The sequence below is a fragment of the Anaerococcus nagyae genome (assembly GCF_040364225.1).
Classification (GTDB): domain Bacteria; phylum Bacillota; class Clostridia; order Tissierellales; family Peptoniphilaceae; genus Anaerococcus; species Anaerococcus nagyae.
This window is the reverse complement of record NZ_AP031484.1, coordinates 1,558,495-1,582,410: the sequence shown is the minus strand read 5'-3', so window position 1 is coordinate 1,582,410 and position 23,916 is coordinate 1,558,495. Positions and strand designations below refer to the sequence as shown.

The window sequence follows — 23,916 nt, the reverse complement described above, 5'->3', positions numbered from 1 at the left end:
GTAGAATATTTAAAATATAATAAATATTTATTATAAAAGCTAATTAATTTATAAATATGTCAATATACAAATATAACTTTTTTATTTATTAAATTTAAAGAAATGTTTTGTATAGTTTATCAAATTTTAAATAAAAATATTATTTATTGTAAAAAGAAAGAAAAAGAATGAATATATTAATACTAACATCAGTTTATAGAGATGAGTCTCTAGGAAAGAGAGACAGATCAACAAATATAGTAAATAGTTTCGTAAAAGAATGGTCGCGTCAAGGACATTCAATTATAGTCATCCATAATTCACATAGTTACCCTAGATTTATTCATGATCTTCCAAAACGAATAAAGAGTAAATTAGAATTTGACATGGGATTTCCTATTTCGGACTATGATGGGGTCAGAAAGAAATATTTTGAACAACAAGGTGCTAAAGTATTTAGGCTACCCATAAAAAAATATATTCCTCATACCAGTCCTGGCAATAGGACGATAAAAAATCAAGTGAATAAAATAAATAGAATTTTAAAACATAATAAATTTAAACCTGATGTTATCACTGGACATTGGGCTAGTCCTCAAATGGAGATTATATCAGAATTAAAGTCTATTTATAATTGTAAAACAGCTATAGTTTTACATGGTATGGGTTACATTAATTCTGAAAAATTTAATGCAAGTAAATATATTGAAAATATAGATAGAATTGGAGCTAGATCTGTATACCAAGCAAAAGAAGCTAAAGATATATTGGGTCTAGATATATTGCCGTTTGTTTGTAATTCTGGGGTTCCAAATGAGTACTTAAATCATTACAATTTATATTTAAATAAATATGAAAATATAAAAAAATGGAAAATCACCTTTGTAGGTAGATTAGTAAGTTATAAAAATGTTGATTCTATTATAAAGGCTTTATCTAATATAGAAGTAGAGTGGGAATTGAATATAGTGGGGGATGGAGCTCAAGAAGAAGAATTGAAAAAATTAACTGAAAGATTAAATTGTGATGATAAGGTTAACTTTTTAGGGCATATATCCCGAGATGAAGTTATGGAAGTTTTACAAGATACTCATATTTTTATAATGATAAGTACTAATGAGGTTTTCGGATTAGTATATCTTGAAGCTATGGCGGCTAGTTGTCTAACTATAGCCTCTAAGGATGGTGGAGTTGATGGTGTTATAAGAAATAATTTGAATGGTTATTTATGTAAACAAGGAGATAGTTATGAATTAAATAAATTATTAAAAAAGATAATGAGTTCTGAAGTTGAGGAAATAAAAAAAATAGCTAATAATGCGTATGTTACTGCAAATAAATACTCAGACTATAATGTTGCTAAGAGCTATTTGGAGAAAATTACTAGATAAGAATATTAGTTGATATATTTTAGATTGAAAGGAAAGTTAAATGATGAATACAAAAATAAATCAAAATAAGATTTCAAAAATTTTAATTGTATTAGCTTGTATATTATCTAATTTATCTCAATTGCCTTATTTTGTTAATAATGATAAAACTCAGATTATAAGTATTCCTATATGGTTTTTATTATTTATAATTTTATTATCAATTAATCGCTTCAAGATATCTAGACAGTTATTTAAATTATTATTATTGACAATTATTTTCATAATATTGATATTGACGTTTTCTATTATTTATAATAAAAATTATTTTTCATCTTCAATGATTTATTCACTGGCGATATCATTATTTATAATTATAATAGGAAGTTTAATAAGTCCATTTTTTAATAGAGATACTTTTCAAGAGATTGTGATATCATATGTTTTATCATCATTAATTGTATCAATTGTAGTATTTATAAAATATTTTGGATTTGGATTTAGCTTGAATACAAGAATTTATGCTTATTCTTCAAAAAATTCGCTTTCTCAAATTCTATTTACATCAGTAATTATTTTTTACTGTTATTTTAAACCTAAAAATAATTTTCAAAATATTATTAAAATATTAATAATTATATTCCAAATTTTTATGTTAGTTATTCTTCGTTCAAGGGCAACTATTTTAGGTTTAGTAATTGTATCTTTTTTTATTATTTTTTCTAAAAGCATGAATAAAAAGAAGAAAATAATTGTAATTATAGGAGGAATACTTTTATTAATATTATTATTTATAAGCGATAATTTTAATGATATAGTATTAAATAATATTATATTTGCTGGAAGAGATATTAATGACTTAGATAATTTAAGTTCTGGAAGAATTAGTATAATTAGAGAATTCCCAATTTTAATTAAAAATAATTGGTTGACTGGTATAGGACCATTTTATTTTGAGTGTTTTCCATTATCAGCTATTTTGCAATTTGGGCTATTTGCGGGAGGGATACTTATATATATATCTTTATTACCGCTCATTACATCAATAAAACGAAAAAGTAATGATTTATGGGAAATTTTATATTTTCTTTCTATAGGATATTTTATTAATAGTTTATTTGAAGGTTTAGCTCCGTTTGGGCCAGGCATTAAATGTTACTTTCTTTGGCTTTTATTTGGTATTTTATTTTCTATGAAAGATTAAAATATTTATAAGAGATTAAATCTTATAATTATAAAATTATTGGGATTTTTGGAAGTATTGTGATATAGTGTGTTTAATTATTTAGATGTTTATGGAGTGTTTATATGAGTATATTTGAAGATAAAATATTAATGATTACAGGTGGAACAGGTTCATTTGGAAATGTAGTGTTAAATCGATTTTTAAAAACAGATATAGCTGAGATAAGAGTATTTTCAAGAGATGAAAAGAAACAAGATGATATGCGTCACGATTTTCAAGTTCGTATGCCTGATGTTGCTGACAAAATTAAATTTTATATTGGAGATGTCAGAGATATTGAGTCGTGTAGAAATGCCATGCGAGGTGTTGATTATGTATTTCATGCAGCGGCTTTGAAACAGGTGCCTTCTTGTGAGTTTTTCCCTATGGAAGCTGTTAAGACTAATGTTATTGGAACTGATAATGTACTTACAGCGGCAATTGAAGAAGGAGTTGACACAGTTATTTGCTTATCAACTGATAAGGCTGCATATCCTATCAATGCCATGGGTATAACAAAGGCTATTGAAGAAAAAGTTGCTATAGCAAAATCAAGAAATTCTGGAAATACTAAAATATGTTGTACTAGATATGGAAATGTAATGTGTTCACGAGGTTCAGTAATTCCTCTTTGGATAGATCAAATTAAATCTGGAAATCCTATTACTGTAACAGAACCTTCTATGACACGTTTTATAATGAGTTTAGAAGAAGCAGTTGATTTAGTAATGTTTGCATTTGAAAGTGGAAAAAATGGAGATCTATTGATTAAAAAATCGCCAGCATGTACAATAAAGACTCAAGCTGAAGCTGTATGTGAATTATTTGGTGGTAATAAAGATGATATAAAAGTTATAGGTATTCGTCATGGTGAAAAGATGTATGAGACATTACTTACTAATGAGGAATGCGAGAAAGCAGTAGATATGGGGGATTTTTATAGGGTACCGGCTGATAACCGTAGTTTAAATTATGATAAGTTCTTCAGGGATGGTGACTCTGATAGAAATACTTTGACAGAGTTTAATAGTAACAATACGAAGATGCTAAATTTGGAAGAAACAAAAGAAACTATAGGTAAATTAGATTATATTCGAAAGAGATTATTAGAAGATTAAAGAGAGTTGACATGGATTATACATTTAATTGGCAAAATAATGGAAAGATAAAACTTTGTATAGGACTTGGAACTAGACCAGAGATAATAAGACTTGCAGCTGTTATAAAAAGATGCAGGGAATATTTCGATACTTGTGTTATTTATTATAATCAAAATTGGGATAAAAACTTAAGTACTGTTTTTTGGGAAGATTTCGAGCTAACTAATAGTCAAGGGGAGTACGGACCTGACATGATTGTTCCAGTTGTAGGCGATAATCTTGGAGTAACTTGTGGAAATATTATTGCAAGAAGTTATGAAATTTTATCTGACCTCAATCCAGAGGGATATTTAGTTTTAGGTGATACCAATTCTTGCCTATCAGCTATATCAGCAAAAAGACTTCATATACCATTGTTCCATATGGAAGCAGGAAATAGGTGCAAGGATGAATGTCTACCAGAGGAAACTAATAGAAGAATTGTAGATGTAATCTCAGATGTTAACCTTCCCTATTCAGAGCCAGCTAGAAAATACTTGCATGAAATGGGAATGCCAAAAGAAAGAACATTTGTCACAGGATCACCAATGGCAGAAGTTCTTTCCATGAACCTAGAAAAGATTAAGGAAAGTAATATTTTAGATAGACTTGGCCTAGAGAAGGACAAATATATCTTGCTTTCTGCTCATAGAGAAGAAAATATTGATACAGAAGAAAATTTTATCAGCCTATTCTCGGCAATAAATGCTCTTGCAGAAAAGTATGATATGCCAATTTTATATTCATGTCATCCAAGATCTAGGAAGAGACTTGAAGAAAGTGGATTTGAATTAGATTATAGAGTCCGTGTCAATGAGCCTCTAGGATTTAATGACTATAATAATCTCCAAATGAATGCATTGGCAGTTGTTAGTGATAGTGGAACTCTACCAGAAGAAAGTAGTTACTATCTATCTATTGGAAGTCCTATAGCTGCTGTATGTATTAGAACATCGACTGAACGTCCTGAGGCATTGGAAACTGGAAATTTCATTTTAGCTGGAATAACAACAAGAGAATTGATAAATGCAACTGACATGGCCATAAAAATGAAACTTGATGGAGTTTTGGGTAAACCGAGTCCTGACTATACTGATGAAAATGTATCAATGAAAGTTGTTAGAATTATCCAAGGATATATAAATGTTGTTAACAAGATGGTTTGGAGAAAACAGTAATCAAGGGAGATAAAAATGAACATACTAGTTACAGGTTCAAAGGGTATGGTAGGTACCGCTCTTGTTAATAATCTTAAGAACATAAGAGATGATAAGAATAAAACTAGACCTAATATAACAATTGATGAGATATATGAATATGATTTAGAAAGTAGTGAGCTAGATTTAGAAAAATATTGCCAAAATGCTGATTTTGTTTTTAACTTGGCGGGTGTTAATAGACCAGAAAATGAAGAAGATTTTATGAAAGGTAACTTTGGCTTTGCTTCAAAACTTCTGGATACACTAAAGAAATACAATAATAAAGCACCAATTATGCTATCCTCATCAATTCAAGCTACACTAGCTGGTAGATTTTCTGATAGTGAATATGGCAAGAGTAAAAAAGCTGGTGAAGATTTATTTTTCCAATATCAAGAAGAAACTGGCGCGCCTATATATATTTATAGGTTTCCAAATTTGATGGGACATTCAAGGCCTAATTATAATAGTGCCATAAGCACATTTTGCTGGGCAGTTGCAAATGATAAAGAATATCACGTAAATGATAGGTCTACTGAATTAGAAGTGCTATACATTGAGGACCTTATAGAGGGTATGTTCGATTTAATAGAAGGAAAAGAAAAGCACTGTGATTTCGATGGGGTAAACACTGTTTTAAAAGCAGACGGAAAATTCTGTTGTGTTCCAGTAACTCATCATGTTACTTTAGGTGAAATTGTAGATTTATTAGAAGAATTTAAATCTCAACCAAAGACTCTAATGATGCCAAAAATGCCTGAAGGTTCATTTGCTAAAAAACTATTTTCACTATATCTGACTTACCTATCTACAGATAAATTTAAATACCAAATGAAGATGAACGTTGATGATAGGGGAAGCTTTACTGAATTAATCCATACTGGAGATTGTGGACAAGTATCCATTAATATAAGTAAACCTGGTATCACTAAAGGCCAACACTGGCATAACTCAAAATGGGAACAATTTATAGTAGTGCATGGTCATGGACTTATTCAGGAAAGAAATATCAATACAAGTGAAATGGTCGAATTTGAAGTAAGTGGCGATAAGATTGAAGCAATATATATGATTCCTGGATGGACTCATAATATTATCAACTTGTCAGAAACAGAAGATTTAGTGACTGTTATGACTTGTAATGAGATATTTGATCCTGAAAATCCTGATACTTTTTTTGAACCAGTATAAGAACCAGTATAAAAGGAGAGCTTTTGCTCTCCTTTTTAGTCTCTTTTAAAAATGTCTCTAGTATATACTTTATTAATTACATCATCCAGGCAGTCATCGTATCTATTTGCTATGATTGCCTGGCTTTTCTTTTTAAATTTTTTTAGATCATTTACAACTTCTGAACCAAAGAATGTCTCCCCATTTTCAAGGGTTGGTTCATATATTATTACATTTGCTCCCTTAGCCTTAATTCTCTTCATTACGCCTTGAATAGATGATTGGCGGAAGTTATCTGAGTTTGATTTCATTGTTAGCCTGTATACACCTATAGTAACTTCTTTCTCATTATTTGGATTATACTGGTCTTGACTATTGTAATCATAGTATCCGGCTATATTTAAAACTTGGTCTGCTATGAAGTCCTTTCTAGTACTGTTTGAATCAACAATAGCAGAAATCATATTTTGAGGAACTTTATCGAAGTTTGCTAGAAGTTGTTTGGTATCTTTTGGTAAGCAGTATCCACCGTAACCGAAACTTGGGTTATTGTAGTGTGTGCCTATTCTTGGATCTAGACATACTCCGTTTATTATCTCTTCTGTATCGAGATTTTTGCTTTCTGCATAGGTGTCTAGTTCGTTAAAATATGATACACGTAGAGCAAGATAGGTATTTGCAAATAGTTTAACGGCTTCTGCCTCTGTAAAACCCATAAATAGCGTATCTATATCTTCTTTTATAGCACCTTGTTGCAATAGATTAGCGAAAAGTTCTGCTCTATCTCTAGAATTATCATCACAAGAAACTATTATCCTGGAAGGGTATAGGTTGTCGTATAGGGCTTGAGATTCTCGTAGGAACTCTGGGCTAAAGATTATATTTTTTGTATTATATTTTTCTCTTATAGATTTTGTATATCCAACGGGGATGGTTGACTTTATTATCATAGTCGCACTTGGATTTACTTTTAGAACTAATTCTATAACATCCTCTACAGCTTTGCAGTCAAAGAAGTTTTTCTTGCTGTCATAGTTTGTTGGAGCTGCTATGATTACAAAATCTGCATCTTTATAAGCACTTTCTGCGTTTAAAGTTGCTATTAGATCTAAATCTTTTTCTTTAAGATATTTTTCTATGTAGTCATCTTGTATAGGAGACTGTTTTTTATTGATTAGTTCTACTTTTTCAGGGATTATATCAACTGCTGTTACATGATTGTGTTGGGATAAAAGAGTTGCTATTGACATGCCAACATAACCTGTACCTGCTACTGCTATATTATATTTTTTATTTATTGTTCTAATATTTAAAATTTTATTTTCTTCTTCAAATAGATCTACAATTTCAAAATCTAATATTTCTCCTAAAGATTGTAGTTGGTCTATAGAAGGAATATAGTCACAAGACTCTAATCGGCTTATCATAGCTCTATTTATTCCACTTATTTCTGCTAATTTTGATTGAGTTAAGTCTTTTTCTTTACGATTTTTTATCACTGTATCAGCGAGTTTGCTTACTGATAGTTTTTTCATAATTTTCTCCATTTCTATTAATTAATGTTTATATAATAGCATTTTTCATACATGATGTCAATTTAAATAACAATATCAAGATATATATTGATAAAATCACACTAATATGATGTTTAAAATAACATGGTTTATTATTATTGATCATTTTTATATATAATTGTGAAATAAATATTGAAACTTGAGTTGTTTTATTATAAACTATAAGATAGCTATGATTATAATTTCTTTAGTTAAGAGGTTATATATATTAAAAGTAACAAGGAGAAAATAAATGGACGAACAAGAAATTGACTTAGTGGAATTATCGAAAAAACTTTCTAAGCACTTGCCTTTGATTATTCTATTTTCAATAATAGTTGGAGTTATTAGTTTTGCATTATCTAAATATGTTGTAACACCTAAGTACGATTCTAATGCGACTATGATTGTTAGTAGCTCAACACAAAATAATGATCCTAATAATCCTCAAACTGATGTTGATTATAACCAAATTCAAGCTAATAAGGCTCTTACTTCAACATATTCAGAAGTGGTTAAGTCAAAAGGCATAGCTGATAAGGTTATAAATAATTTGGATCTTGATATGGATTATGAAGAGTTCTCATCAAAAGTATCTATTGAACCTGTGAAAGATACTCAGATAATATCTGTAAAAGTTGTTGATACTATTCCTGAAAGATCTAAGGATATTGCTAATGAGACAGCTAATATATTTAAAGATTCTATTGGCGATATCATGAAAGTTGACAATGTACAAATACTAGATGGAGCTACACTTCCTGAAGGACCTTCATCACCAAATATTAAGAAAAATACAGCTATTGGTATTGTGTTAGGTTTAGTTTTGGGAGTGCTTATTGCAATATTTAAGGAACTATCAGATAAGACTATAAAGTCTCAAGAACAAGTTATGGAATATTTTGATATACCAGTCATCGGTGTGATTCCAGATAAGAAACAAGGATAAGAGATTATGGCAAAGAAAAATTATGGTTACTACAGCTCATCTATGTATGATGAAGCTATACGTTCAGTAAGAACTAATATACAATTTAGTGGAGTTGATAAGAAGAATAAGGTTATATCTATAACATCTACAAAGCCAGCAGAGGGTAAGTCTACTATTATATACAATTTGGCTAAATCTTTTGCGGAAAATGGCGATAAAGTAATATTACTTGACTGCGACCTTAGAAAGCCTACTATTCCTTTGATATCTGGTGTGGATAATAATATTGGTCTTACCAATTATTTGACAGGAAAGGTTGATTATTCTAGGATAATCAATACTGATCCTGACCAAGAAAATTTTGACATGATCTTTACTGGTCCTATACCACCAAATCCTGCTGAGATTTTGGCCTCTAAAGCATATAAGAACTTAGTTGAACAACTTTCTGATATCTATGACTATGTATTTATAGATACTCCTCCAGCAGGACTATTTACAGATGCATCCGTTGTATCTACCCTATGTGATGGAGTTATTTTTGCTATCAAATCTTCTGATACTAAAAGAGAAGAGATAGTTCAAGCTTTGGATAATCTCAAAAAAGTAGATGCTAATATCTTAGGTACTGTACTTACTCATGTACCTATGAAACATAAAAAGTATGGGAATTATTATTAATGATAGATATACACAATCATCTCGTATATGGGGTTGATGATGGCTCTCGTAATCTTGATGAAAGTATTAAGATGGTCGAGCTTTATAAAAAAGCTGGATTTGATCAGATCATAGCTACAAGCCACTATGATAAGTCAAGATACATGGTAGATGCTAACGAGATAAAAGAAAAAGTTTCTATTATAAATGATGAGATTGAAAAACGAACTTTAGATTTTAAAGTCTATCCAGGTCATGAAATTCAAGTTGAGCTTGACATGATAAAAAAAATTAAGAGTGGAGATTTGCTTACTCTTAATAACTCTAGATATGTGCTTTGTGAGCTATCTTTTGTAAATAAACCCACTTTTTTGAAGGATTTGTTCTATAATTTAGAGCTTGAAGGATATGTTCCAATCATAGCTCATGTGGAAAGATATCCCTATGTAGAAAATAATATAGAATGGTTGGAAGATTTTATAAAAATGGGGGCTCTTATACAAATAAACTATTCATCTATTAAGTCTAATTTTGAGATTACTAGAGAGCTTTTAGAAAGAAATATGGTTCATATAATAGGAACGGATTCTCATCAATCTGAATGGAGAAATCCTGATATTAGAGCATATAAGGATGAGATGCTAAAAATCGTATCAGAAGAAAGATTTGAGATACTTTCAACTATCAATCCAGCTAAGGTTATAAATGATGAATTTATATCAAGTGAGTATGATAAGATAATAAAGCCAGAGAAAAGAGAAAAAAAGGGGATATTTAATTTTTGGAGAAGAAAATGAAAGCTAAAAATTTAATTTATTCTGCAATGATTCTATTAAGTCTTGCTGCTTGTAATAAAGAAGAAGACCATTATGAGAGCAAAAATGTCAAGGTAGATTCTGTTTTTGACAAAGAGGAAGATGCTAAAGACAGCAATGATACAAATAATCAAGCAGATAAAAAAGAAAATCAGGATAATCAGCAAGCATCTAATAATCAAAATCAAGAAAAAAATAAAGATCAGAATGGGAATAATGATCAAGTAAAAGAAGAAGATAAGAAAAATCCTAATGAAAATAATAAGGATAATAACGCAAACAATAGCAATAATAAGAAAAAATACAAGGCGACAAATTCTCTAAACTTAAGAACTGATCCTAATACTAATGCAGATAATATTATCACAGCTATAGATTTAGGTACAGAATTTGAGGCATTGGAAGAATTAGAAGCTAATGGAAAGGCTTGGGTGAAGCTAGAATACCAAGGTAAAACTGGCTATGTTGTAAAGGATTTGCTTCAAGAAGTTAATAATTAATTTGAACTACCAATTGAAACTCATGGGTTTTGCTTGGTAGTTTTTTGAATTTATAAATATATTAGCAATTATTTTGGTTTAAGAGACCTCTCCGCTTCGGTCGAGTTGGAGTGAATAATTGGTCGAGTTGGAGTGAGTAATCGGGAGATTGTATGATTAATTTGCCGATATGATGTGAATTAGCTGAGCTGGTATTAGGAATAGACTTAGCTGGTAAGGAGGAGTTGGAAGTAGTGGAATTTGGAAATAAGTTATATAGGTAATGCTTAAAGTAATCTTGATATGTAAAGGAATAAGTAGTAGAAAAGTGAAAAACAATAAATTAATATATTTGATTTATAGATCAATATATTTTATTATTTATTTCTATTGTATTCCAAAAAATTAATTAGTATAGTAATTTTATGGAAAAATTAATGAAAACTATTTTAAAATCTATTATATTTTTTGTGACATGGCTAGTTTTATCTGTATTGATTCCCATACCGGATAGTCTTGATGATGCTAAATGGCGTTTTGTAGCAGAATTGATCTCTTTTGCTGCAATTATAATAATTACATATATATTTTATAGGATGGATAAGGATAATATAATTGTATTTCCTTATAATAAGTCTATCAAAGATGTAGCATTAGCTATACTAGCTGGATTTATTTGGTTCTTTTTACCATTTTGTTTACTTAAAGTATTTGGATATTTAGAAATAACAAGCAAGAATTCTATAAATATTCTTTCACTTTGGATATTTTCGGCTTTTATAAATACTATTATGCAAGAGCTTTTGGCTAGGGGTTATATTTATCAACTAATAAAAAGGGAATACAATCTGTGGGTTGCAAGTATTGTTACTACTTTGATATTTACCTTTATGCATGGAGGAGCATTTGAGGCTGGACCTATAGCTGTTATCAATGTAATAACTATGTCTTTATTGATGACTATTATTTTGGAGTATAGCAATTCCCTAGTTATTCCAGTAATTATGCATTTCATATGGAATACTTTTGGCGGTATTATCTTTGGTACAGTTTCCTTAGCGGATGATTATCCTCATTTATATAATATAAAAATAACTGAAAATCAGCTTATATCTGGTGGTGGTTTTAAGATGGAAGGTAGTATTTTTGTATTTATCATTAATATAATTATGATCTTTATAGTGTACTATCTTTATAGGAGAAAAAAATCAGTTTATAAATAATGAAGCTCCCAAGTCTATTTTAGGACTTGGGAGCTTTTTAAAATTAGATTTAAGCTTTTTGTCTGAATTATCATTATAATAATGCACTCACCTACTGTTTCTGCTATATGCACCTAGACTAATTATCCATATCCACCTAGATCACTGCATCCTATGTCCACTTAGACCGAAGTGGAGAGGTTTTTAAGCTTGGAGTATAAATTTGCTCATACAATTAAAATAGAGATCTCTCCATGCATTCGCTACGCTCATTTAGTCGAGATGGTTGCCTTTTGCACTTTATATAAGTTTTTCGAAATAAGAATTAATATGTTGAAATCTTCATCCACTCCACCTCGACCGAAGCGGAGAGGTCTCTAAGTTAGGTGTCAATGTTTATATTATAGCTTATTATAAATTTATATAGTCAGTAAAAACAGCGGTCATACCTATATCTTTGAGGTCATTTACTACATCATCAGTGCTTCTTTTATCATCTATTTCAAATTGACTTCCGCCACCATTTTCGCTTTTCTTAGATCTGTGACCTATAGAAGTGTCTACTGATGCAGATACTTTTGTAGCTGCATATTTTACAGCTAGGTTTCTAAAGTTTCTTGATTCTCTAGTAGATAAGGTTATGGATGCATATGGCAAGAATATTCTAATTGCTAATAGTATTTGGAAAAATTTCTTATCGTCTATTATATTTTCAAATATAAGGCTTTCATCTGCTCCATGGGTAGGTCTTATTCTTGGTAGAGATATGGCTATTTCTGCATCTGGATATTTCTTTTGAATTAGGCTTGCATGAATTCCCAATTTGAAGGCTTCTTCTATAGGATTTCCAAGACCAAATAGTGTTCCAAATCCTACTCCTCTCATGCCGCCCATCAGAGCTCTTTCTTGAGTATCTATCCTATAAGAGAATGATCTTTTATGTCCTGCTGGATGGTAGAAATCGTAGTATTCTTTATTATAGGATTCTTGGAAAACTGTGACAAAGTCAGCACCAGCTGCTCTTAATTTTTTATAATCATCAACATTTGCTGGGTATATTTCTATACCAATTACTTTAAAATATCTTTTAGCTATTTGGCAAGCTTTTGCTATATAGTCTATTGATGAAAATTTTTCGCTTTCTCCTGTAAGGATCAATACATCTTCTATACCAGTTGCAGCAAGTGCTGCCATCTCAGCTTCTATCTCTTCAAAGTCAAGCTTAGCTCTTTTGATATCGCTTTGTGCTCTAAATCCACAATATTTACAAGAGTTTTCACAATAGTTTGCTATATAGATAGGGGAGAATAGAGTAACATTGTTACCAAAGTATCTTATTCTCTTTTTATATGCCTTATCTCCCATAATTTCTAAGAACTTTCCATCTTTATCATTTAGAAGATTATAAAAATCTTGATAGGATAGACTCTCTTTTTCCATAGATGATATTATATCAGCATCATTGACTTCATTATTTTTGACTTCCTTATATATAGTATCAATTTTATCTTTTATATCTGAATCGATTATATCCATTCCTGGGAAATAATCTTCTACATTTTTTATATTCATATTAATCAAAAAAGTCCCTTAGTGGGCTTGATGGGTCTGCACCCTTGTCTAAGATTCTGCCTGGTTTAGATAGATATGCGAGTCTACCACCTTGGATACCTAACTTGAAGGCTTCTGCCATCATAGTTATATCTCCAGCACTTGCTATACCTGTATTTGCCATAATTGCAGCAGCCCCCATTTCCATAGCTTCTGCAGCTTGGGATGGTGTTCCTATACCTGCATCTACTATAACTGGTAGGTCGATTTCATCTATGATTATTTTTATGAAGTCTTTAGTAGATAAGCCTTTGTTTGATCCTATTGGACTTGCAAGTGGCATTATTGAAGAAGCTCCTGCATCTCTTAAATCACGAGCGTAGTTTAGGTCAGGATACATATATGGAAGTACAACAAAATCTTCTTTGGCCAAAATTTCTGTAGCTTTTAGAGTTTCTGCATTGTCTGGTAAGAGATATTTGGTATCTCTCATTATTTCGATTTTTACAAAGTTACCACAACCCATTTCACGTGCTAGTCTTGCAATTCTGATTGCTTCATCTGCATTGCGTGCTCCTGATGTGTTTGGGATGATTGTGATATCTTTTGGTATGTAGTTTAGTATATTGGCTACATCTTTTGTGTTTGCACGTCTAAGAGCAACTGTTATCATTTGTGCCCCTGCACTTTGGATGGCAGCATCTATGAGTTCTGGAGAGTATTTACCGCTTCCTAGTATGAATCTTGATGTAAATTTCTTATCCCCAAGTTCTAAATAATCTTTATTTTCCATTATAATCTCCTTTTATAATTTTTATAGCAACTAGAGCTTCTAGATTTGCTATAAGTGAAACATAGGCTAGGTACAATCCATCATTTGGATTCGAATTAAAATCACCTATCATAGTTACATTTTCTATTTGTTTTATCTTTATATCGGAAAGTTCACCAAGTCCTGAGACACCTGATCCTGTGATGAGAAGTTTGTCCTTTCTACCTACAAAATAATCAAATAGCATAGTTTTAGATTCTTTGTTGTCAAAGGCTTCTATAAATATATCTGTTTTATCTACAATAGTATCTATACTTTCTGTTGTTAAATATATGTCTTTGCTATGGCATTTTACATAGGGAAGTGTAGATTCTATTTTCTTTTTGGTAAGATATGCCTTGCTTCCTCCAAGCTCATCAAGTGTATAATTTTGGCGGTTGAGGTTGGAATATTCCACTATATCATAATCATATAAGAATAGTTCTCCTATACCACTACGGGCTAGGGTCATAGCAATATTTGACCCCAATCCACCACAACCTAGAATAGAAACTTTAGCATTTTTTAGTTTTTCATTAACTATAGGATCTTGTCTTTTTAGCACTTTCTCTCTAATTTCATCCATATCAACCTCCTCCTACAAATGAAAATACTTCGACATTTGATGTGTCTTCTAAGATATATTCTTTAAAATTTTCTCTTTTGACTAACTTTTCATTAACTTCCACAGCTACAAAATCTGGATTAAAGTTACTCCTTTTAAGTAATTCATACAAACTTTCATTTTCTATAAATTGTATTTCTTTAGAATTTATTTTTAACATATTTTCACCTCCTTTATTAAAAAAGCGCGAAGGAAATACCATACCCGTGGTGGTATGCCCCTTCGCGCTTAAAGCACTCTAACAAAAACTTTATTTAATTTCTAAGAGACTTAAAAATTATAAAATAAAAAGACTCTCTTGAGAGAGTCTTTAAAACTTAGCCTAATAATTAGCTTTCTTTCGTCGGTATTAGCCGCATCAAGTTTTAAGGGTTGACCAAAGTCTCTCAGCTATGAAGCACCCCTAGCTTCACTTACATTATAAGACATAGTTATAAATATTTCAAGGGTTTTTGTATATTTATTTATAATTGTAAAAATTCTTATAGTATAATGGTTTTAAGAAGTGACGATTAGATGGAAAGATGCGATTATAAGACTGATAGCAAATGGCGCAACCCTCTTTATAGAGGAAAGTCAGTAGAGCCATACGAGTCTATAAAAAAATTAGATTTGACCTATCCAATTTATCCTGACCATGATGATGAGTATTTAAAAGAGTGTTTGGAAAACTTAGGGGATAAGGGGGGGTGATATTGAATAAATAAGTAAAAATGATATAATAATCTTAAGAGAAGCCACCTCTAAAAAGCCCTTGAAAGTATCAAGGAAAAATAATATAGAGTACGATGATTCTCCAGAGGGATCAAAAAAGACAGTAGCCGTAAACTACTGTCTTTTCTTTTACTTGTTTTTGCACTTATAAACTATATAACTAGCACATAAAGCAACTAACAAGGGGAAAACTAAGTTTTCCATTATATAGAGTACTATCTCCATTGAAATCACCTCCTTTCGGAGACCTTTCAATTATACCATATATAGCCTTGTAATCGCTCTTTGGTAAAAAACAAACTTCATTCAATCATAAACATTATCATATATTGAAGCAATTATTTTAAATAATATAGTATTAGCATGATTATGAATATAAAAATGAAGAAAAATAAAATAATGTTGCTAGTTTTTTCTCTATCCTTTCTTGTTTCTTGTAAGAATGGTGGAGAAAATGATATGCCAAAAACTGTAAATGTAGAAGAGGAGGCAAAAGAAGAGTCAAGTAGTGATGTGGATATTGCCTCTATTAGTGATTATCTTTTTGAAAAGTTAGATAGTCAAAAGCTTGTAAGAAACTATGGAGAAGACACAGGCTGGACCAACTTAGAGTTTAGCTCAGATGGTAACTTTACTGGATCATACTTTGGAAAGATCAAAAACGATGGATATGATGGAGGTCTTACTGACTATGCTTGGAACTGGCATAGAGGTGAGGAGATCCATACTTCTGATTTTAAGGGAAAGTTTAAAATCATAGAAAAGGTCAATGACTATGTCTACAAGATGAAGCTAGATAATTTTGAGATTACATCTGAAAATGGTAGGTATGATGATATCTATATAAATGTAGACTTTGCTCTAGGTATAAAGCCAGATGCAGACTATTACTTATATATACCAGGAACTCCTGCAAAGTACCTTCCTGGTGAAGATAGTAGGCTTGATAAGAATTACAAAAAAGAAGATGGAAGTAAAGATAAGACCCAAGGCTTTATAATATGGAATAAGTATGAGGATGAGGTATTTAACCAGTTATCCTTGTAATAGATTGTGAGATAATTTTTTAAATATAGGCAAGGATAATGGTAGTAATGCCCACTTCGACCGAAACAAAGCGAAGTGGAGAAATCCCTGGATTCCTAATGCATGGAAGATAATAAGGAGATCTCTCCGTGCGCTCATTTCATTCGCTTAGTCGAGAAGGTTAATTATTTTATATATTTTTAAATATAGGCAAGGATAATGGTAGTAATGCCCACTTCGACCGAAGCAAAGCGAAGTGGAGAAATCCCTGGATTCCTAATGCATGGAAGATAATAAGGAGATCTCTCCGTGCGCTCATTTCATTCGCTTAGTCGAGAAGGTTAATTATTTTATATATTTTTAAATAGAAGCAAGGATAATGGGGATAATGCCCATTTCGACCGAAGTGGAGAAATCTCATCGTATGACCCATAACCATAGATCTCTCCATGCGCTCATTTCATTCGCTTAGTCGAGAAGGTTATTTATATACTTTTTCAATGAAAAAGACGAGCCATTTGCTCGTCTTCTCTTATACTTTCTTTTTTAGTATCCTCATAGCCCACAATATAGCTATTATAGATACTCCTACATCTCCAAATATAGCTAGCCACATGTTTGCATAGCCAAATAATCCTAAGACTAGGATGGTTATTTTTACTAACATTATAAAAATAATATTTTGCCTAACTGTCCTATTTGTTAGATTTGATATAGCCATTAGTTTTTTCATTTGGCTAAATTCACCATTTACTATTAGTATATCTGATGATTCTATAGCTAGATCTGATGCAGTTTCTCCCATGGAAATGCCTACATCAGCATTGGTTAGTACAGGAGCGTCATTTATGCCGTCTCCTACAAATACTGTTTTTTGACCATTTTCTTGAAAGTTTTTCATTATTTTAAGTTTTTGGTCTGGCATAACTTGAGAGTAGTACTTATCTAAGCTCAAAGCTTTAGCAGTATTTTTTACAGCGTTTTCTCCATCTCCTGATACTACTATTATTTGGTCAAAGTCTTTTTTTAGACTATTAATTGTTTCAAGAGATTTATCCTTTATTTTATCTTCTATTATTACTTTTGCGACAGGCTTGTCATTTATAGATAGATAAACTGCCCTGTCATTATCTTCTTCTAATCCAATGTATCTAGCTGATCCTAGTTTTATCTTTTCATTATTTTGGCTTATAGACTTTACTCCAAAGCCTTTTTCGTTGCTTATATCTTTGAATAAATCATTTTTTTTGCTTCTTTTTAAGCTATTTACTATACCCTTGGCTATTGGATGAGTGGACATAAGTTCTATGTTATAGATATAATCTAAGATTAAATCTTTATCACAATCATTAAAGTATTCAATATTTTTAACAACAAATTCTCCTGTAGTTAGGGTGCCTGTTTTATCAGAAAGTAATATTTTAGATTCATTAAGGGTTTCAAAGTATTGACTTCCCTTAATAAGGACACCATTATCACTTGCAAGTCCTAGCCCTGACATAAAGCTAAGAGGTACTGAAAGTACTAGGGCACATGGGCAGGATAATACTAGAAAGGTTGCTGCACGGATTAGATAATCATTCCAGGATCCACCAAAAAATAGGGGAGGTACAAGGGCTACTATTAGAGCGATACCTACAATAATTGGTGTGTATATTCTAGCAAATTTTGTAACAAGCCTTTCGCTATTTGACTTGCTAGAAGCAGAATCTTCTATAAGTTCCATTATTTTTGCTGCAACTGAATCATCAAATTCTTTTTGGCAGCGCATCTTTATAATACCTTCTGTTACTATGGAAGAAGATATTATTTCAGATCCTTCTTCTATTTCTACAGGCATAGATTCTCCCGTAATTGAAGAGGTATCTATTAGTCCATTACCTTCTATAACTAGGCCATCGACTCCAACTTTTTCTCCATCACGGACTAGGAGTATATCGCCTACTTCTACATCATCTAAGTCAACTTCGATAGTTGATCCATCTTCTTTTATTAAATTGGCAGTATCTGGAACAAGATCTAATAGGCTTTTGATATTTTCACGTGACTTATTAGTTGCTATATCCTCAAATAATTCTCCAAAACTATAAAATAGCATAACAGAAATGGCTTCTGTATACTGACCTATAGCAAAAGCTGTAATAGTAGCTATAGCCATCAGAAAATTTTCATCTAGGGCTTGTCCACGGACTATCATTTGCCCTGCTTTTTTTAAAACTTCAAATCCGGTAAAAAGGTAAACTATAGCAAAAACAACTATAAGGCTAGGCCCTGAAATATATTTATAGTCATATATACCAAGTGAAAGAGTAAGCACTGCAAGAACAATCAGTTTCTTTAGCTCACTCTTATGATCTTCTGTCATATCTTTAAACATTTTTATTTAGCCACAAAATATGTTCCTGGTTCAAGTTTATCAGCAATTTGATTACAAAGCTCAGTTATATGATCGACATCAGCATCATCATTTACTTCTAGCTTAAGCTTTTCAGTCATAAAAGATAGATTAGCATCGTTGATTTCATCTAATTCTTTGATAGCTTCTTCTATTTTAGAAGCACAATTTGCGCATAGACTTTGACTTTTTACATTATATTTTAGTTTCATAAATTCCTCCTATTCATTAATGTGTTCTATACCCGTCTTAAAAATAATCTTTATGTGATTATCAGCTAGAGAATAGAGCATGAGTTTACCCTCTCTCTGACATTTAACAAGACTTGCATCCTTTAAATATTTTAATTGATGGCTTATGGCTGATTGGCTCATATCCAAAGATTCGGCAATATCACCAACACTAGTAGGGCCATTAAAAAGTTTATTCATTATTTTAATCCTTGTAAGATCACCAAAAACTTTGAATAAATCAGATAATAACTCTAAATTTTCAGCCGAGACATTGTTCAATGAATCATCCATAATACCTCCTAATTATATGAATTACTGTTCATATGATTATTATAGCATATTAAAATGCTATGTCAATAGGTAAATGTTTGCTTTTATATTTAATTAATAGTTTGGATGTAAATGATATATATATAAATTTATCAAAGTGGGTATAAATTTGGTATAAAAAGTAAAAAAGGAGGCGTCGATGCCAGATACACTTTTTAAAGTTTGTAACTTAAAGTCTTGGTATGAGGTTCAAAAAAATATTTTAGATGGTTGCAATTTTATTATTAATCGAAATGAAATTGTGGCCTTAGTAGGAAGTAACGGTTCTGGTAAAACTACCTTGATAAAAACTATTATGGATATACATCATAATTTTAAAGTAGATGAGGTAGAGTTTTTAGGTAAGGATTCTGATTTTAAGGATATAAATTTTAAGAAGAACAGACTTGCAGTTTTTTCTGATGATACTGCTTTTAGATATTGGAGTTTTTGGGAATATACTGAATTTCTACATAAAACTTATGGAAAGACTATGGATAGAAACTATCTTGAGCATTTATTAGAGGGATTTAATTTTAATAAATATGAAGATTATGTACTAAAAGATTTGTCTATGGGAAATAGAAAAAAATTTTATATAATATCTGCCCTAGGTCTTAGATTACCTTTATTAGTTTTAGATGAACCAGTTGATGGTTTGGATTTTGAGTCTACTGTATTTTTATATGAAGAGCTTAGGAAATATAAGGAGTATGGCTCAATTTTTATGTCCACACATATATTGGAATCTATAAACGAAGTTGCTGATTCCTATGTTTTACTTCATAATGGAAAAGTTAGTGATAAAAATCGTATAACAAGTAAATTAAGCTCTGATGAGATAATTAAAAGTTTTGAGGTATAGAATGTTTAAGGTTTTTCAAAAAGATCTCCTGGATAGACAGAGAATTATAAAATACTTTGTATATGTAGTGGTAAGCTATGCTATTTTAGATGGATTTTTAAAAAATATTAAATTTATAGAATTTAATGAAAGATTCCTTATATTTTTATCAATAGCTTTATTGGGATCTGTGTTTTATTACATAAGAGCTTATGTTGGTAATGATAGGATTTTAAGTTATTATGCTTTGCCCGTTAGTAGAGCTGATTTAAATTTAAAATTTATTTTATCAGTAATTATTGATACAGTTTTTAGTAAGTTAATATTAGTATTCATAGCTTTATATATATTTAAGGCTCCCAATGATATTTATATAAAAGCAATTTACATTATGCTAATTACTGCTATGTTTGCTTTAGCTTGTAATAGCCTTAACTTAAATTTAGGAAAACTAGCGCTTTTATTCGTAGCTTCTGTTTTAAGTTTATATATTGTCATAAATTTCAACTTAGTTTATGGAGGATTAATAACACTAGTTAATCTATTTTTATCTTGGTTTTTACTTAAAGATTTATATTTTTCAACTAAGAGCATTGAAAGAATTTCTAAGTTACATATTAAAAATTATTTTCTAAAATTCTTTTTTGCAGAAAGTGTCTATATAATTAATACTATAGGACTAATTATAATGATATGTTTTGCTGTTTATGTATTACCTAAAGAAATGGGGGTAGTTATAGCAACTTCACTAGGAGCAGTAAATACTCCACTTTTAACTATGTTTTCTTCAAGTGAAGGATTGAGGGATTATGATAAGATGTTTCCTAATTCTGAAATTAGCTTAAGGACAAACTATAGGAAACTATTATCTATATATTTTGTCTTAATTAATTTATTCATATCTATACTAGCATATAATAAAATTAATTCATCATATCTACTTGTTGCGAATATGATAATAATATCTATAATTGAAATTTTTGTTTCTTATTGGCTTGAAATTAAAAAAGCTATTACTAATACTAAAACTCAAAATGAAATATGGAAGCATCCTAGAAAATATATTTTGCCTATTATAGTATTTTTTATAAGTTTTTTAATCTTGGTCATTGTTAAGTAATAAAGTTATAATAATATTAAAGGAGATTATAATGGATAGAAAAAATTTGAGACTTATTATTGGTGGTATATGGATTATTGTTGCAATTATAGAATTTAGTAGGAATCAAATCCCATTTGCACTTTTAGCAATAATTGTGGGACTATTATTTATACTAATGGGTGTAAAAAGCACTGCTGAAAATGAAAATAAAAATGGTAAATATTAAAGCTATCAATTATCAATAAAAATTCATTTTTAGGGTATAATTTCATTAGAAGAAATGAAATAAAGAAAGGATTAGTTATGGAAAAAGGAAAGATAGCAGAAATAATTGGTGCTATAGTAATGTTATTTTCTGTATATATGTTTTTTGACAAAAGAGGTGGCTTAGGATTTTTCGTACTTTTAATCGGTGCCATTGTATTTGGTATAGGCAAGAAAAGCGAAAATGAAAATCAAAACTATGTACCAAGATAACTATAATAGATTTTAGCCTTCCCATGGGGGGCTATTTTTTATACATAGATAGAGGAGATAATTATGAGAAAAATAAAAGTAGAAAAGACTTTAGGAATTTTAATGATAATCTTATCTGTTTTTATGTTCTTTTCTAAAGAAGGCGAGCTGGGATTTGTTATTTTTATAATTGGTCTTTTTTTATATATTTATAGTAGAAAAGGTACTGATTATAGGTCTATATAGCTTTTATTTATAAGTTTAAAAAAGGATGTTGAGAAATCAACATCCTTTTTATCACATATTATTTATGGATTATATCTAGAGTTTCAGCGTCTAATTCTACATCATCGCCATCTTCAATATCTATGTTATAAACTAATTTATCATCATCGTTATATTTTAGTTCATAAGATTTTACTTGACCTTCGTTATTTTCTAAGGCTTTTGTCATAGCTTCTTTTGGACTCTTGATTGCTACGAAGTCTATTGACTTATCATCTTTTGACTCTTTCTCTTTTTCTTCTTCTTTAGATATAATTTCTCCACTTTCAGCATCTATTTTTGCTTCATATTCATTATCTTCTGTATAACCTTTGATATCATAAGCGTATTTGTCATCTTCTTCATCAAATTTTACAGATGAGATTTCCATTGATTCTTGATTAAACTCTTCTTTAAATTTATCAACTGCATCATCAAGACTAATATCAAATTCTTCATCCTCGATGCCAGCTTTTAATTCATCGACTTTATCATCTGCTTCATCCTTAGCAGAGTCAACTTTATCATCTACTTTATCTTTTGTAGAATCAACCTTATCGTCTACTTCATCTTTAGTATCGTCTACTTTATCCTTAGCAGAATCCACCTCTTCATTAACAGCTGTTTCTGTATGACTTGCTGCATCCTTTGCATCATCTTTTGCTTTGTTAGCATTTTCATTAGAACAAGCTGAAAAAGCAAGTGCTAATGCTAAAGCTGATACTCCATATTTAATATTTTTATTTAATTTCATAATTACCCTCCTAATTTGAAATTTATATTGTTAATGTACCTCTTATAATAAATTAAACAAGAGGGGCTTTAAAATTAATTATATTAATTTTTTTATTCCTTTTTTAAAGTATGCTTTATATAGAAGTTTAGCCTAATTTATTTAGATCGTACTTATTAACCATTTCTTTTATATCCTCTATACTAGTATCTTCGGTAATGCTTATAGCTATTTGCACGCTAGATTCAACTAGAGGAGAGCCTGCAAGAATTACTTTTTCTTGTAATTCAGGATCAAGCATATCATAGGCTGTTTCGCAGTTCATCATTGATGATCCCAGATCAAAGAATACTACTAGTCCATCTTCTGCAAGACTTGTCATTTTATCATTGATTTCTTCAAAGTTTGATCCTAGTTCTCCATCTTCTGTACCACCTGAATACTCAATATTGATATCTCCTGCCATTTGTCCAATAAGTTCTTTGAGCCCTTCTGCAAGTTTTCTGCTATGGCTTGCTATTAATATATTAATCATCTATTCCTCCTAAAGCTTCTTTTATAATTATATATGAGCTTGCTGCACCTGGATCTATGTGACCAATAGATCTTTCTCCAACATATGAAGCACGACCTTTATTAGCCTTTATGTCCTTAGTTTTATTCATAGATTCTTCTGCTATTTGTATTATTTCATCAAAGGATTTGTCTTCATTAAGAGCATTAGATACAGGTTCTAGGACATCTACCATAGTCTTGTCACCAACTTCTGCCTTACCTCTTTGCTTAACTCCATCTACTCCTGCTTTAAAGGCTTTGTTAAGCTGATCACGATTAAAGTCATCTATGTCTTTTAAACTTGCTGCAAATTTCATGAAAAATGATCCATAAAGCGGTCCACTTGCTCCACCTACTTTTGATAATAATATAGTAGCTACTTTATTAAATAGTGTTTTGTAATCATCAAAATCATCTTCTAAAGCTTCTTTGGTGAAATTGAAGCCTTTCGCCATGTTATTGCCATGGTCAGCATCTCCTATAGACCTATCCAGGTCTGTTAGATAGTCCTTATTTGCTATTATTTCATCTGCTGCTTTTATTAATCTTTGTTTTACTTCATTAATTTCCATTTTT

At 30.5% G+C, this 23,916-nt stretch carries 28 protein-coding genes and 1 riboswitch; of the genes, 17 read left to right on the top strand and 11 right to left on the bottom strand.

Annotation, left to right across the window (positions count from 1 at the left end):
• Window positions 1–167 precede the first annotated feature (167 nt).
• From ABXG81_RS07710 to ABXG81_RS07690, 5 genes are all read left to right on the top strand, one after another.
• Window positions 168–1,370, top strand: a complete 1,203-nt coding sequence (locus ABXG81_RS07710; protein WP_353528716.1) for a glycosyltransferase — start codon at window positions 168–170, stop codon at window positions 1,368–1,370.
• A 40-nt stretch (window positions 1,371–1,410) separates the two neighbouring features.
• A complete protein-coding gene (locus tag ABXG81_RS07705; RefSeq protein WP_353528715.1) occupies window positions 1,411–2,553 on the top strand; it encodes an O-antigen ligase family protein in 1,143 nt (380 codons plus the stop codon).
• Between the two features lie 104 nt (window positions 2,554–2,657).
• The gene (locus ABXG81_RS07700; protein WP_288223346.1) at window positions 2,658–3,692 is read left to right on the top strand and encodes a polysaccharide biosynthesis protein; all 1,035 of its coding nucleotides are present in this window, start codon (window positions 2,658–2,660) and stop codon (window positions 3,690–3,692) included.
• Between the two features lie 11 nt (window positions 3,693–3,703).
• A complete protein-coding gene (locus ABXG81_RS07695) occupies window positions 3,704–4,891 on the top strand; it encodes a UDP-N-acetyl glucosamine 2-epimerase (protein ID WP_353528714.1) in 1,188 nt (395 codons plus the stop codon).
• A gap of 15 nt (window positions 4,892–4,906) precedes the next feature.
• Window positions 4,907–6,103, top strand: coding sequence for an NAD-dependent epimerase/dehydratase family protein (locus tag ABXG81_RS07690; protein WP_353528713.1), 1,197 nt, complete (start codon window positions 4,907–4,909; stop codon window positions 6,101–6,103).
• Between the two features lie 35 nt (window positions 6,104–6,138).
• Here ABXG81_RS07690 and ABXG81_RS07685 read toward each other — a convergent pair whose 3' ends face one another.
• Window positions 6,139–7,617, bottom strand: a complete 1,479-nt coding sequence (locus tag ABXG81_RS07685; protein WP_288223343.1) for a nucleotide sugar dehydrogenase — start codon at window positions 7,615–7,617, stop codon at window positions 6,139–6,141.
• Window positions 7,618–7,888: 271 nt separating this feature from the next.
• On the opposite strand from ABXG81_RS07685, the gene ABXG81_RS07680 reads away from it, so the two are divergent.
• From ABXG81_RS07680 to ABXG81_RS07660, 5 genes are all read left to right on the top strand, one after another.
• Entirely contained in the window at window positions 7,889–8,584 is a 696-nt protein-coding gene (locus ABXG81_RS07680) for a Wzz/FepE/Etk N-terminal domain-containing protein (RefSeq protein ID WP_353528712.1), read from the top strand.
• A gap of 6 nt (window positions 8,585–8,590) precedes the next feature.
• Window positions 8,591–9,247, top strand: a complete 657-nt coding sequence (locus ABXG81_RS07675) for a CpsD/CapB family tyrosine-protein kinase (RefSeq protein WP_353528711.1) — start codon at window positions 8,591–8,593, stop codon at window positions 9,245–9,247.
• Entirely contained in the window at window positions 9,247–10,023 is a 777-nt protein-coding gene (locus ABXG81_RS07670) for a CpsB/CapC family capsule biosynthesis tyrosine phosphatase (RefSeq protein ID WP_353528710.1), read from the top strand. The genes ABXG81_RS07675 and ABXG81_RS07670 overlap by 1 nt, the downstream gene beginning before the upstream one ends.
• Window positions 10,020–10,541, top strand: a complete 522-nt coding sequence (locus ABXG81_RS07665; protein ID WP_353528709.1) for an SH3 domain-containing protein — start codon at window positions 10,020–10,022, stop codon at window positions 10,539–10,541. The genes ABXG81_RS07670 and ABXG81_RS07665 overlap by 4 nt, the downstream gene beginning before the upstream one ends.
• Window positions 10,542–10,957: 416 nt before the next feature.
• On the top strand, window positions 10,958–11,743 hold the full coding sequence (locus tag ABXG81_RS07660; RefSeq protein WP_353528708.1) for a type II CAAX endopeptidase family protein: 786 nt from the start codon (window positions 10,958–10,960) through the stop codon (window positions 11,741–11,743).
• A 390-nt stretch (window positions 11,744–12,133) separates the two neighbouring features.
• Here ABXG81_RS07660 and thiH read toward each other — a convergent pair whose 3' ends face one another.
• From thiH to thiS, 4 genes are read right to left on the bottom strand one after another with little or no spacing between them, the layout of a single operon-like run.
• Window positions 12,134–13,294 (bottom strand): 2-iminoacetate synthase ThiH, encoded by a 1,161-nt coding sequence (gene thiH, locus ABXG81_RS07655; protein WP_353528707.1) that lies wholly within the window; start codon window positions 13,292–13,294, stop codon window positions 12,134–12,136.
• A 1-nt stretch (window position 13,295) separates the two neighbouring features.
• Window positions 13,296–14,066, bottom strand: a complete 771-nt coding sequence (locus tag ABXG81_RS07650; protein WP_117519979.1) for a thiazole synthase — start codon at window positions 14,064–14,066, stop codon at window positions 13,296–13,298.
• A complete protein-coding gene (gene thiF / locus ABXG81_RS07645; protein WP_353528706.1) occupies window positions 14,056–14,670 on the bottom strand; it encodes a sulfur carrier protein ThiS adenylyltransferase ThiF in 615 nt (204 codons plus the stop codon). The genes ABXG81_RS07650 and thiF overlap by 11 nt, the downstream gene beginning before the upstream one ends.
• A gap of 1 nt (window position 14,671) precedes the next feature.
• Window positions 14,672–14,869, bottom strand: a complete 198-nt coding sequence (gene thiS, locus ABXG81_RS07640; RefSeq protein ID WP_117519975.1) for a sulfur carrier protein ThiS — start codon at window positions 14,867–14,869, stop codon at window positions 14,672–14,674.
• Between the two features lie 158 nt (window positions 14,870–15,027).
• A riboswitch (TPP riboswitch) is annotated at window positions 15,028–15,124 on the bottom strand.
• A 101-nt stretch (window positions 15,125–15,225) separates the two neighbouring features.
• Between thiS and ABXG81_RS07635 the strand changes: the two genes are divergently transcribed.
• Window positions 15,226–15,402, top strand: coding sequence for a hypothetical protein (locus ABXG81_RS07635; RefSeq protein WP_181965096.1), 177 nt, complete (start codon window positions 15,226–15,228; stop codon window positions 15,400–15,402).
• 402 nt (window positions 15,403–15,804) lie between these two features.
• Entirely contained in the window at window positions 15,805–16,470 is a 666-nt protein-coding gene (locus tag ABXG81_RS07630; protein WP_147318531.1) for a hypothetical protein, read from the top strand.
• 511 nt (window positions 16,471–16,981) lie between these two features.
• On the opposite strand, the gene ABXG81_RS07625 is transcribed toward ABXG81_RS07630, so the two are convergent.
• From ABXG81_RS07625 to ABXG81_RS07615, 3 genes are read right to left on the bottom strand one after another with little or no spacing between them, the layout of a single operon-like run.
• Window positions 16,982–18,826: a heavy metal translocating P-type ATPase gene (locus ABXG81_RS07625; RefSeq protein ID WP_353528705.1), complete on the bottom strand. Its 1,845-nt coding sequence runs from the start codon at window positions 18,824–18,826 to the stop codon at window positions 16,982–16,984.
• A 2-nt stretch (window positions 18,827–18,828) separates the two neighbouring features.
• Window positions 18,829–19,056, bottom strand: a complete 228-nt coding sequence (locus ABXG81_RS07620) for a cation transporter (protein WP_117519969.1) — start codon at window positions 19,054–19,056, stop codon at window positions 18,829–18,831.
• 9 nt (window positions 19,057–19,065) lie between these two features.
• Window positions 19,066–19,368: a metalloregulator ArsR/SmtB family transcription factor gene (locus tag ABXG81_RS07615; RefSeq protein ID WP_117519967.1), complete on the bottom strand. Its 303-nt coding sequence runs from the start codon at window positions 19,366–19,368 to the stop codon at window positions 19,066–19,068.
• 178 nt (window positions 19,369–19,546) lie between these two features.
• Between ABXG81_RS07615 and ABXG81_RS07610 the strand changes: the two genes are divergently transcribed.
• From ABXG81_RS07610 to ABXG81_RS07590, 5 genes are all read left to right on the top strand, one after another.
• Window positions 19,547–20,251, top strand: coding sequence for an ATP-binding cassette domain-containing protein (locus tag ABXG81_RS07610; protein ID WP_117519965.1), 705 nt, complete (start codon window positions 19,547–19,549; stop codon window positions 20,249–20,251).
• Between the two features lies 1 nt (window position 20,252).
• Window positions 20,253–21,350, top strand: a complete 1,098-nt coding sequence (locus ABXG81_RS07605) for a hypothetical protein (RefSeq protein ID WP_117519963.1) — start codon at window positions 20,253–20,255, stop codon at window positions 21,348–21,350.
• Window positions 21,351–21,381: 31 nt separating this feature from the next.
• A complete protein-coding gene (locus ABXG81_RS07600; protein WP_181965095.1) occupies window positions 21,382–21,558 on the top strand; it encodes a hypothetical protein in 177 nt (58 codons plus the stop codon).
• Between the two features lie 77 nt (window positions 21,559–21,635).
• Window positions 21,636–21,809: a hypothetical protein gene (locus ABXG81_RS07595; RefSeq protein WP_181965094.1), complete on the top strand. Its 174-nt coding sequence runs from the start codon at window positions 21,636–21,638 to the stop codon at window positions 21,807–21,809.
• 63 nt (window positions 21,810–21,872) lie between these two features.
• On the top strand, window positions 21,873–22,034 hold the full coding sequence (locus tag ABXG81_RS07590; protein ID WP_181965093.1) for a hypothetical protein: 162 nt from the start codon (window positions 21,873–21,875) through the stop codon (window positions 22,032–22,034).
• Window positions 22,035–22,092: 58 nt separating this feature from the next.
• Here the strand turns inward: ABXG81_RS07590 and ABXG81_RS07585 are convergent, their stop codons facing one another.
• The 3 genes from ABXG81_RS07585 to dhaL form a co-directional block, all read right to left on the bottom strand.
• Window positions 22,093–22,806, bottom strand: coding sequence for a PepSY domain-containing protein (locus tag ABXG81_RS07585; protein ID WP_117519961.1), 714 nt, complete (start codon window positions 22,804–22,806; stop codon window positions 22,093–22,095).
• A 127-nt stretch (window positions 22,807–22,933) separates the two neighbouring features.
• Entirely contained in the window at window positions 22,934–23,320 is a 387-nt protein-coding gene (gene dhaM / locus ABXG81_RS07580) for a dihydroxyacetone kinase phosphoryl donor subunit DhaM (protein ID WP_117519959.1), read from the bottom strand.
• Window positions 23,313–23,912, bottom strand: coding sequence for a dihydroxyacetone kinase subunit DhaL (gene dhaL, locus ABXG81_RS07575; RefSeq protein ID WP_117519957.1), 600 nt, complete (start codon window positions 23,910–23,912; stop codon window positions 23,313–23,315). The genes dhaM and dhaL overlap by 8 nt, the downstream gene beginning before the upstream one ends.
• Window positions 23,913–23,916: the final 4 nt, after the last annotated feature.

What these genes read in the sequence shown, in the direction of transcription:
- ABXG81_RS07610 (WP_117519965.1), top strand. Translation starts at nt 19,547, where the DNA reads ATGCCAGATACACTTTTTAAAGTTTGTAACTTAAAGTCTTGGTATGAG.
- ABXG81_RS07630 (WP_147318531.1), top strand. Translation starts at nt 15,805, where the DNA reads ATGAAGAAAAATAAAATAATGTTGCTAGTTTTTTCTCTATCCTTTCTT.
- ABXG81_RS07650 (WP_117519979.1), bottom strand. Translation starts at nt 14,066, where the DNA reads ATGGAAAATAAAGATTATTTAGAACTTGGGGATAAGAAATTTACATCA.
- ABXG81_RS07625 (WP_353528705.1), bottom strand. Translation starts at nt 18,826, where the DNA reads ATGTTTAAAGATATGACAGAAGATCATAAGAGTGAGCTAAAGAAACTG.
- ABXG81_RS07585 (WP_117519961.1), bottom strand. Translation starts at nt 22,806, where the DNA reads ATGAAATTAAATAAAAATATTAAATATGGAGTATCAGCTTTAGCATTA.
- ABXG81_RS07620 (WP_117519969.1), bottom strand. Translation starts at nt 19,056, where the DNA reads ATGAAACTAAAATATAATGTAAAAAGTCAAAGTCTATGCGCAAATTGT.
- ABXG81_RS07690 (WP_353528713.1), top strand. Translation starts at nt 4,907, where the DNA reads ATGAACATACTAGTTACAGGTTCAAAGGGTATGGTAGGTACCGCTCTT.
- ABXG81_RS07590 (WP_181965093.1), top strand. Translation starts at nt 21,873, where the DNA reads ATGAGAAAAATAAAAGTAGAAAAGACTTTAGGAATTTTAATGATAATC.
- ABXG81_RS07660 (WP_353528708.1), top strand. Translation starts at nt 10,958, where the DNA reads ATGAAAACTATTTTAAAATCTATTATATTTTTTGTGACATGGCTAGTT.
- thiF (WP_353528706.1), bottom strand. Translation starts at nt 14,670, where the DNA reads ATGGATGAAATTAGAGAGAAAGTGCTAAAAAGACAAGATCCTATAGTT.
- ABXG81_RS07665 (WP_353528709.1), top strand. Translation starts at nt 10,020, where the DNA reads ATGAAAGCTAAAAATTTAATTTATTCTGCAATGATTCTATTAAGTCTT.
- ABXG81_RS07680 (WP_353528712.1), top strand. Translation starts at nt 7,889, where the DNA reads ATGGACGAACAAGAAATTGACTTAGTGGAATTATCGAAAAAACTTTCT.
- ABXG81_RS07635 (WP_181965096.1), top strand. Translation starts at nt 15,226, where the DNA reads ATGGAAAGATGCGATTATAAGACTGATAGCAAATGGCGCAACCCTCTT.
- thiS (WP_117519975.1), bottom strand. Translation starts at nt 14,869, where the DNA reads ATGTTAAAAATAAATTCTAAAGAAATACAATTTATAGAAAATGAAAGT.
- ABXG81_RS07615 (WP_117519967.1), bottom strand. Translation starts at nt 19,368, where the DNA reads ATGGATGATTCATTGAACAATGTCTCGGCTGAAAATTTAGAGTTATTA.
- ABXG81_RS07685 (WP_288223343.1), bottom strand. Translation starts at nt 7,617, where the DNA reads ATGAAAAAACTATCAGTAAGCAAACTCGCTGATACAGTGATAAAAAAT.
- ABXG81_RS07705 (WP_353528715.1), top strand. Translation starts at nt 1,411, where the DNA reads ATGATGAATACAAAAATAAATCAAAATAAGATTTCAAAAATTTTAATT.
- dhaL (WP_117519957.1), bottom strand. Translation starts at nt 23,912, where the DNA reads ATGGAAATTAATGAAGTAAAACAAAGATTAATAAAAGCAGCAGATGAA.
- thiH (WP_353528707.1), bottom strand. Translation starts at nt 13,294, where the DNA reads ATGAATATAAAAAATGTAGAAGATTATTTCCCAGGAATGGATATAATC.
- ABXG81_RS07675 (WP_353528711.1), top strand. Translation starts at nt 8,591, where the DNA reads ATGGCAAAGAAAAATTATGGTTACTACAGCTCATCTATGTATGATGAA.
- ABXG81_RS07695 (WP_353528714.1), top strand. Translation starts at nt 3,704, where the DNA reads ATGGATTATACATTTAATTGGCAAAATAATGGAAAGATAAAACTTTGT.
- dhaM (WP_117519959.1), bottom strand. Translation starts at nt 23,320, where the DNA reads ATGATTAATATATTAATAGCAAGCCATAGCAGAAAACTTGCAGAAGGG.
- ABXG81_RS07600 (WP_181965095.1), top strand. Translation starts at nt 21,382, where the DNA reads ATGGATAGAAAAAATTTGAGACTTATTATTGGTGGTATATGGATTATT.
- ABXG81_RS07595 (WP_181965094.1), top strand. Translation starts at nt 21,636, where the DNA reads ATGGAAAAAGGAAAGATAGCAGAAATAATTGGTGCTATAGTAATGTTA.
- ABXG81_RS07710 (WP_353528716.1), top strand. Translation starts at nt 168, where the DNA reads ATGAATATATTAATACTAACATCAGTTTATAGAGATGAGTCTCTAGGA.
- ABXG81_RS07605 (WP_117519963.1), top strand. Translation starts at nt 20,253, where the DNA reads ATGTTTAAGGTTTTTCAAAAAGATCTCCTGGATAGACAGAGAATTATA.
- ABXG81_RS07700 (WP_288223346.1), top strand. Translation starts at nt 2,658, where the DNA reads ATGAGTATATTTGAAGATAAAATATTAATGATTACAGGTGGAACAGGT.
- ABXG81_RS07670 (WP_353528710.1), top strand. Translation starts at nt 9,247, where the DNA reads ATGATAGATATACACAATCATCTCGTATATGGGGTTGATGATGGCTCT.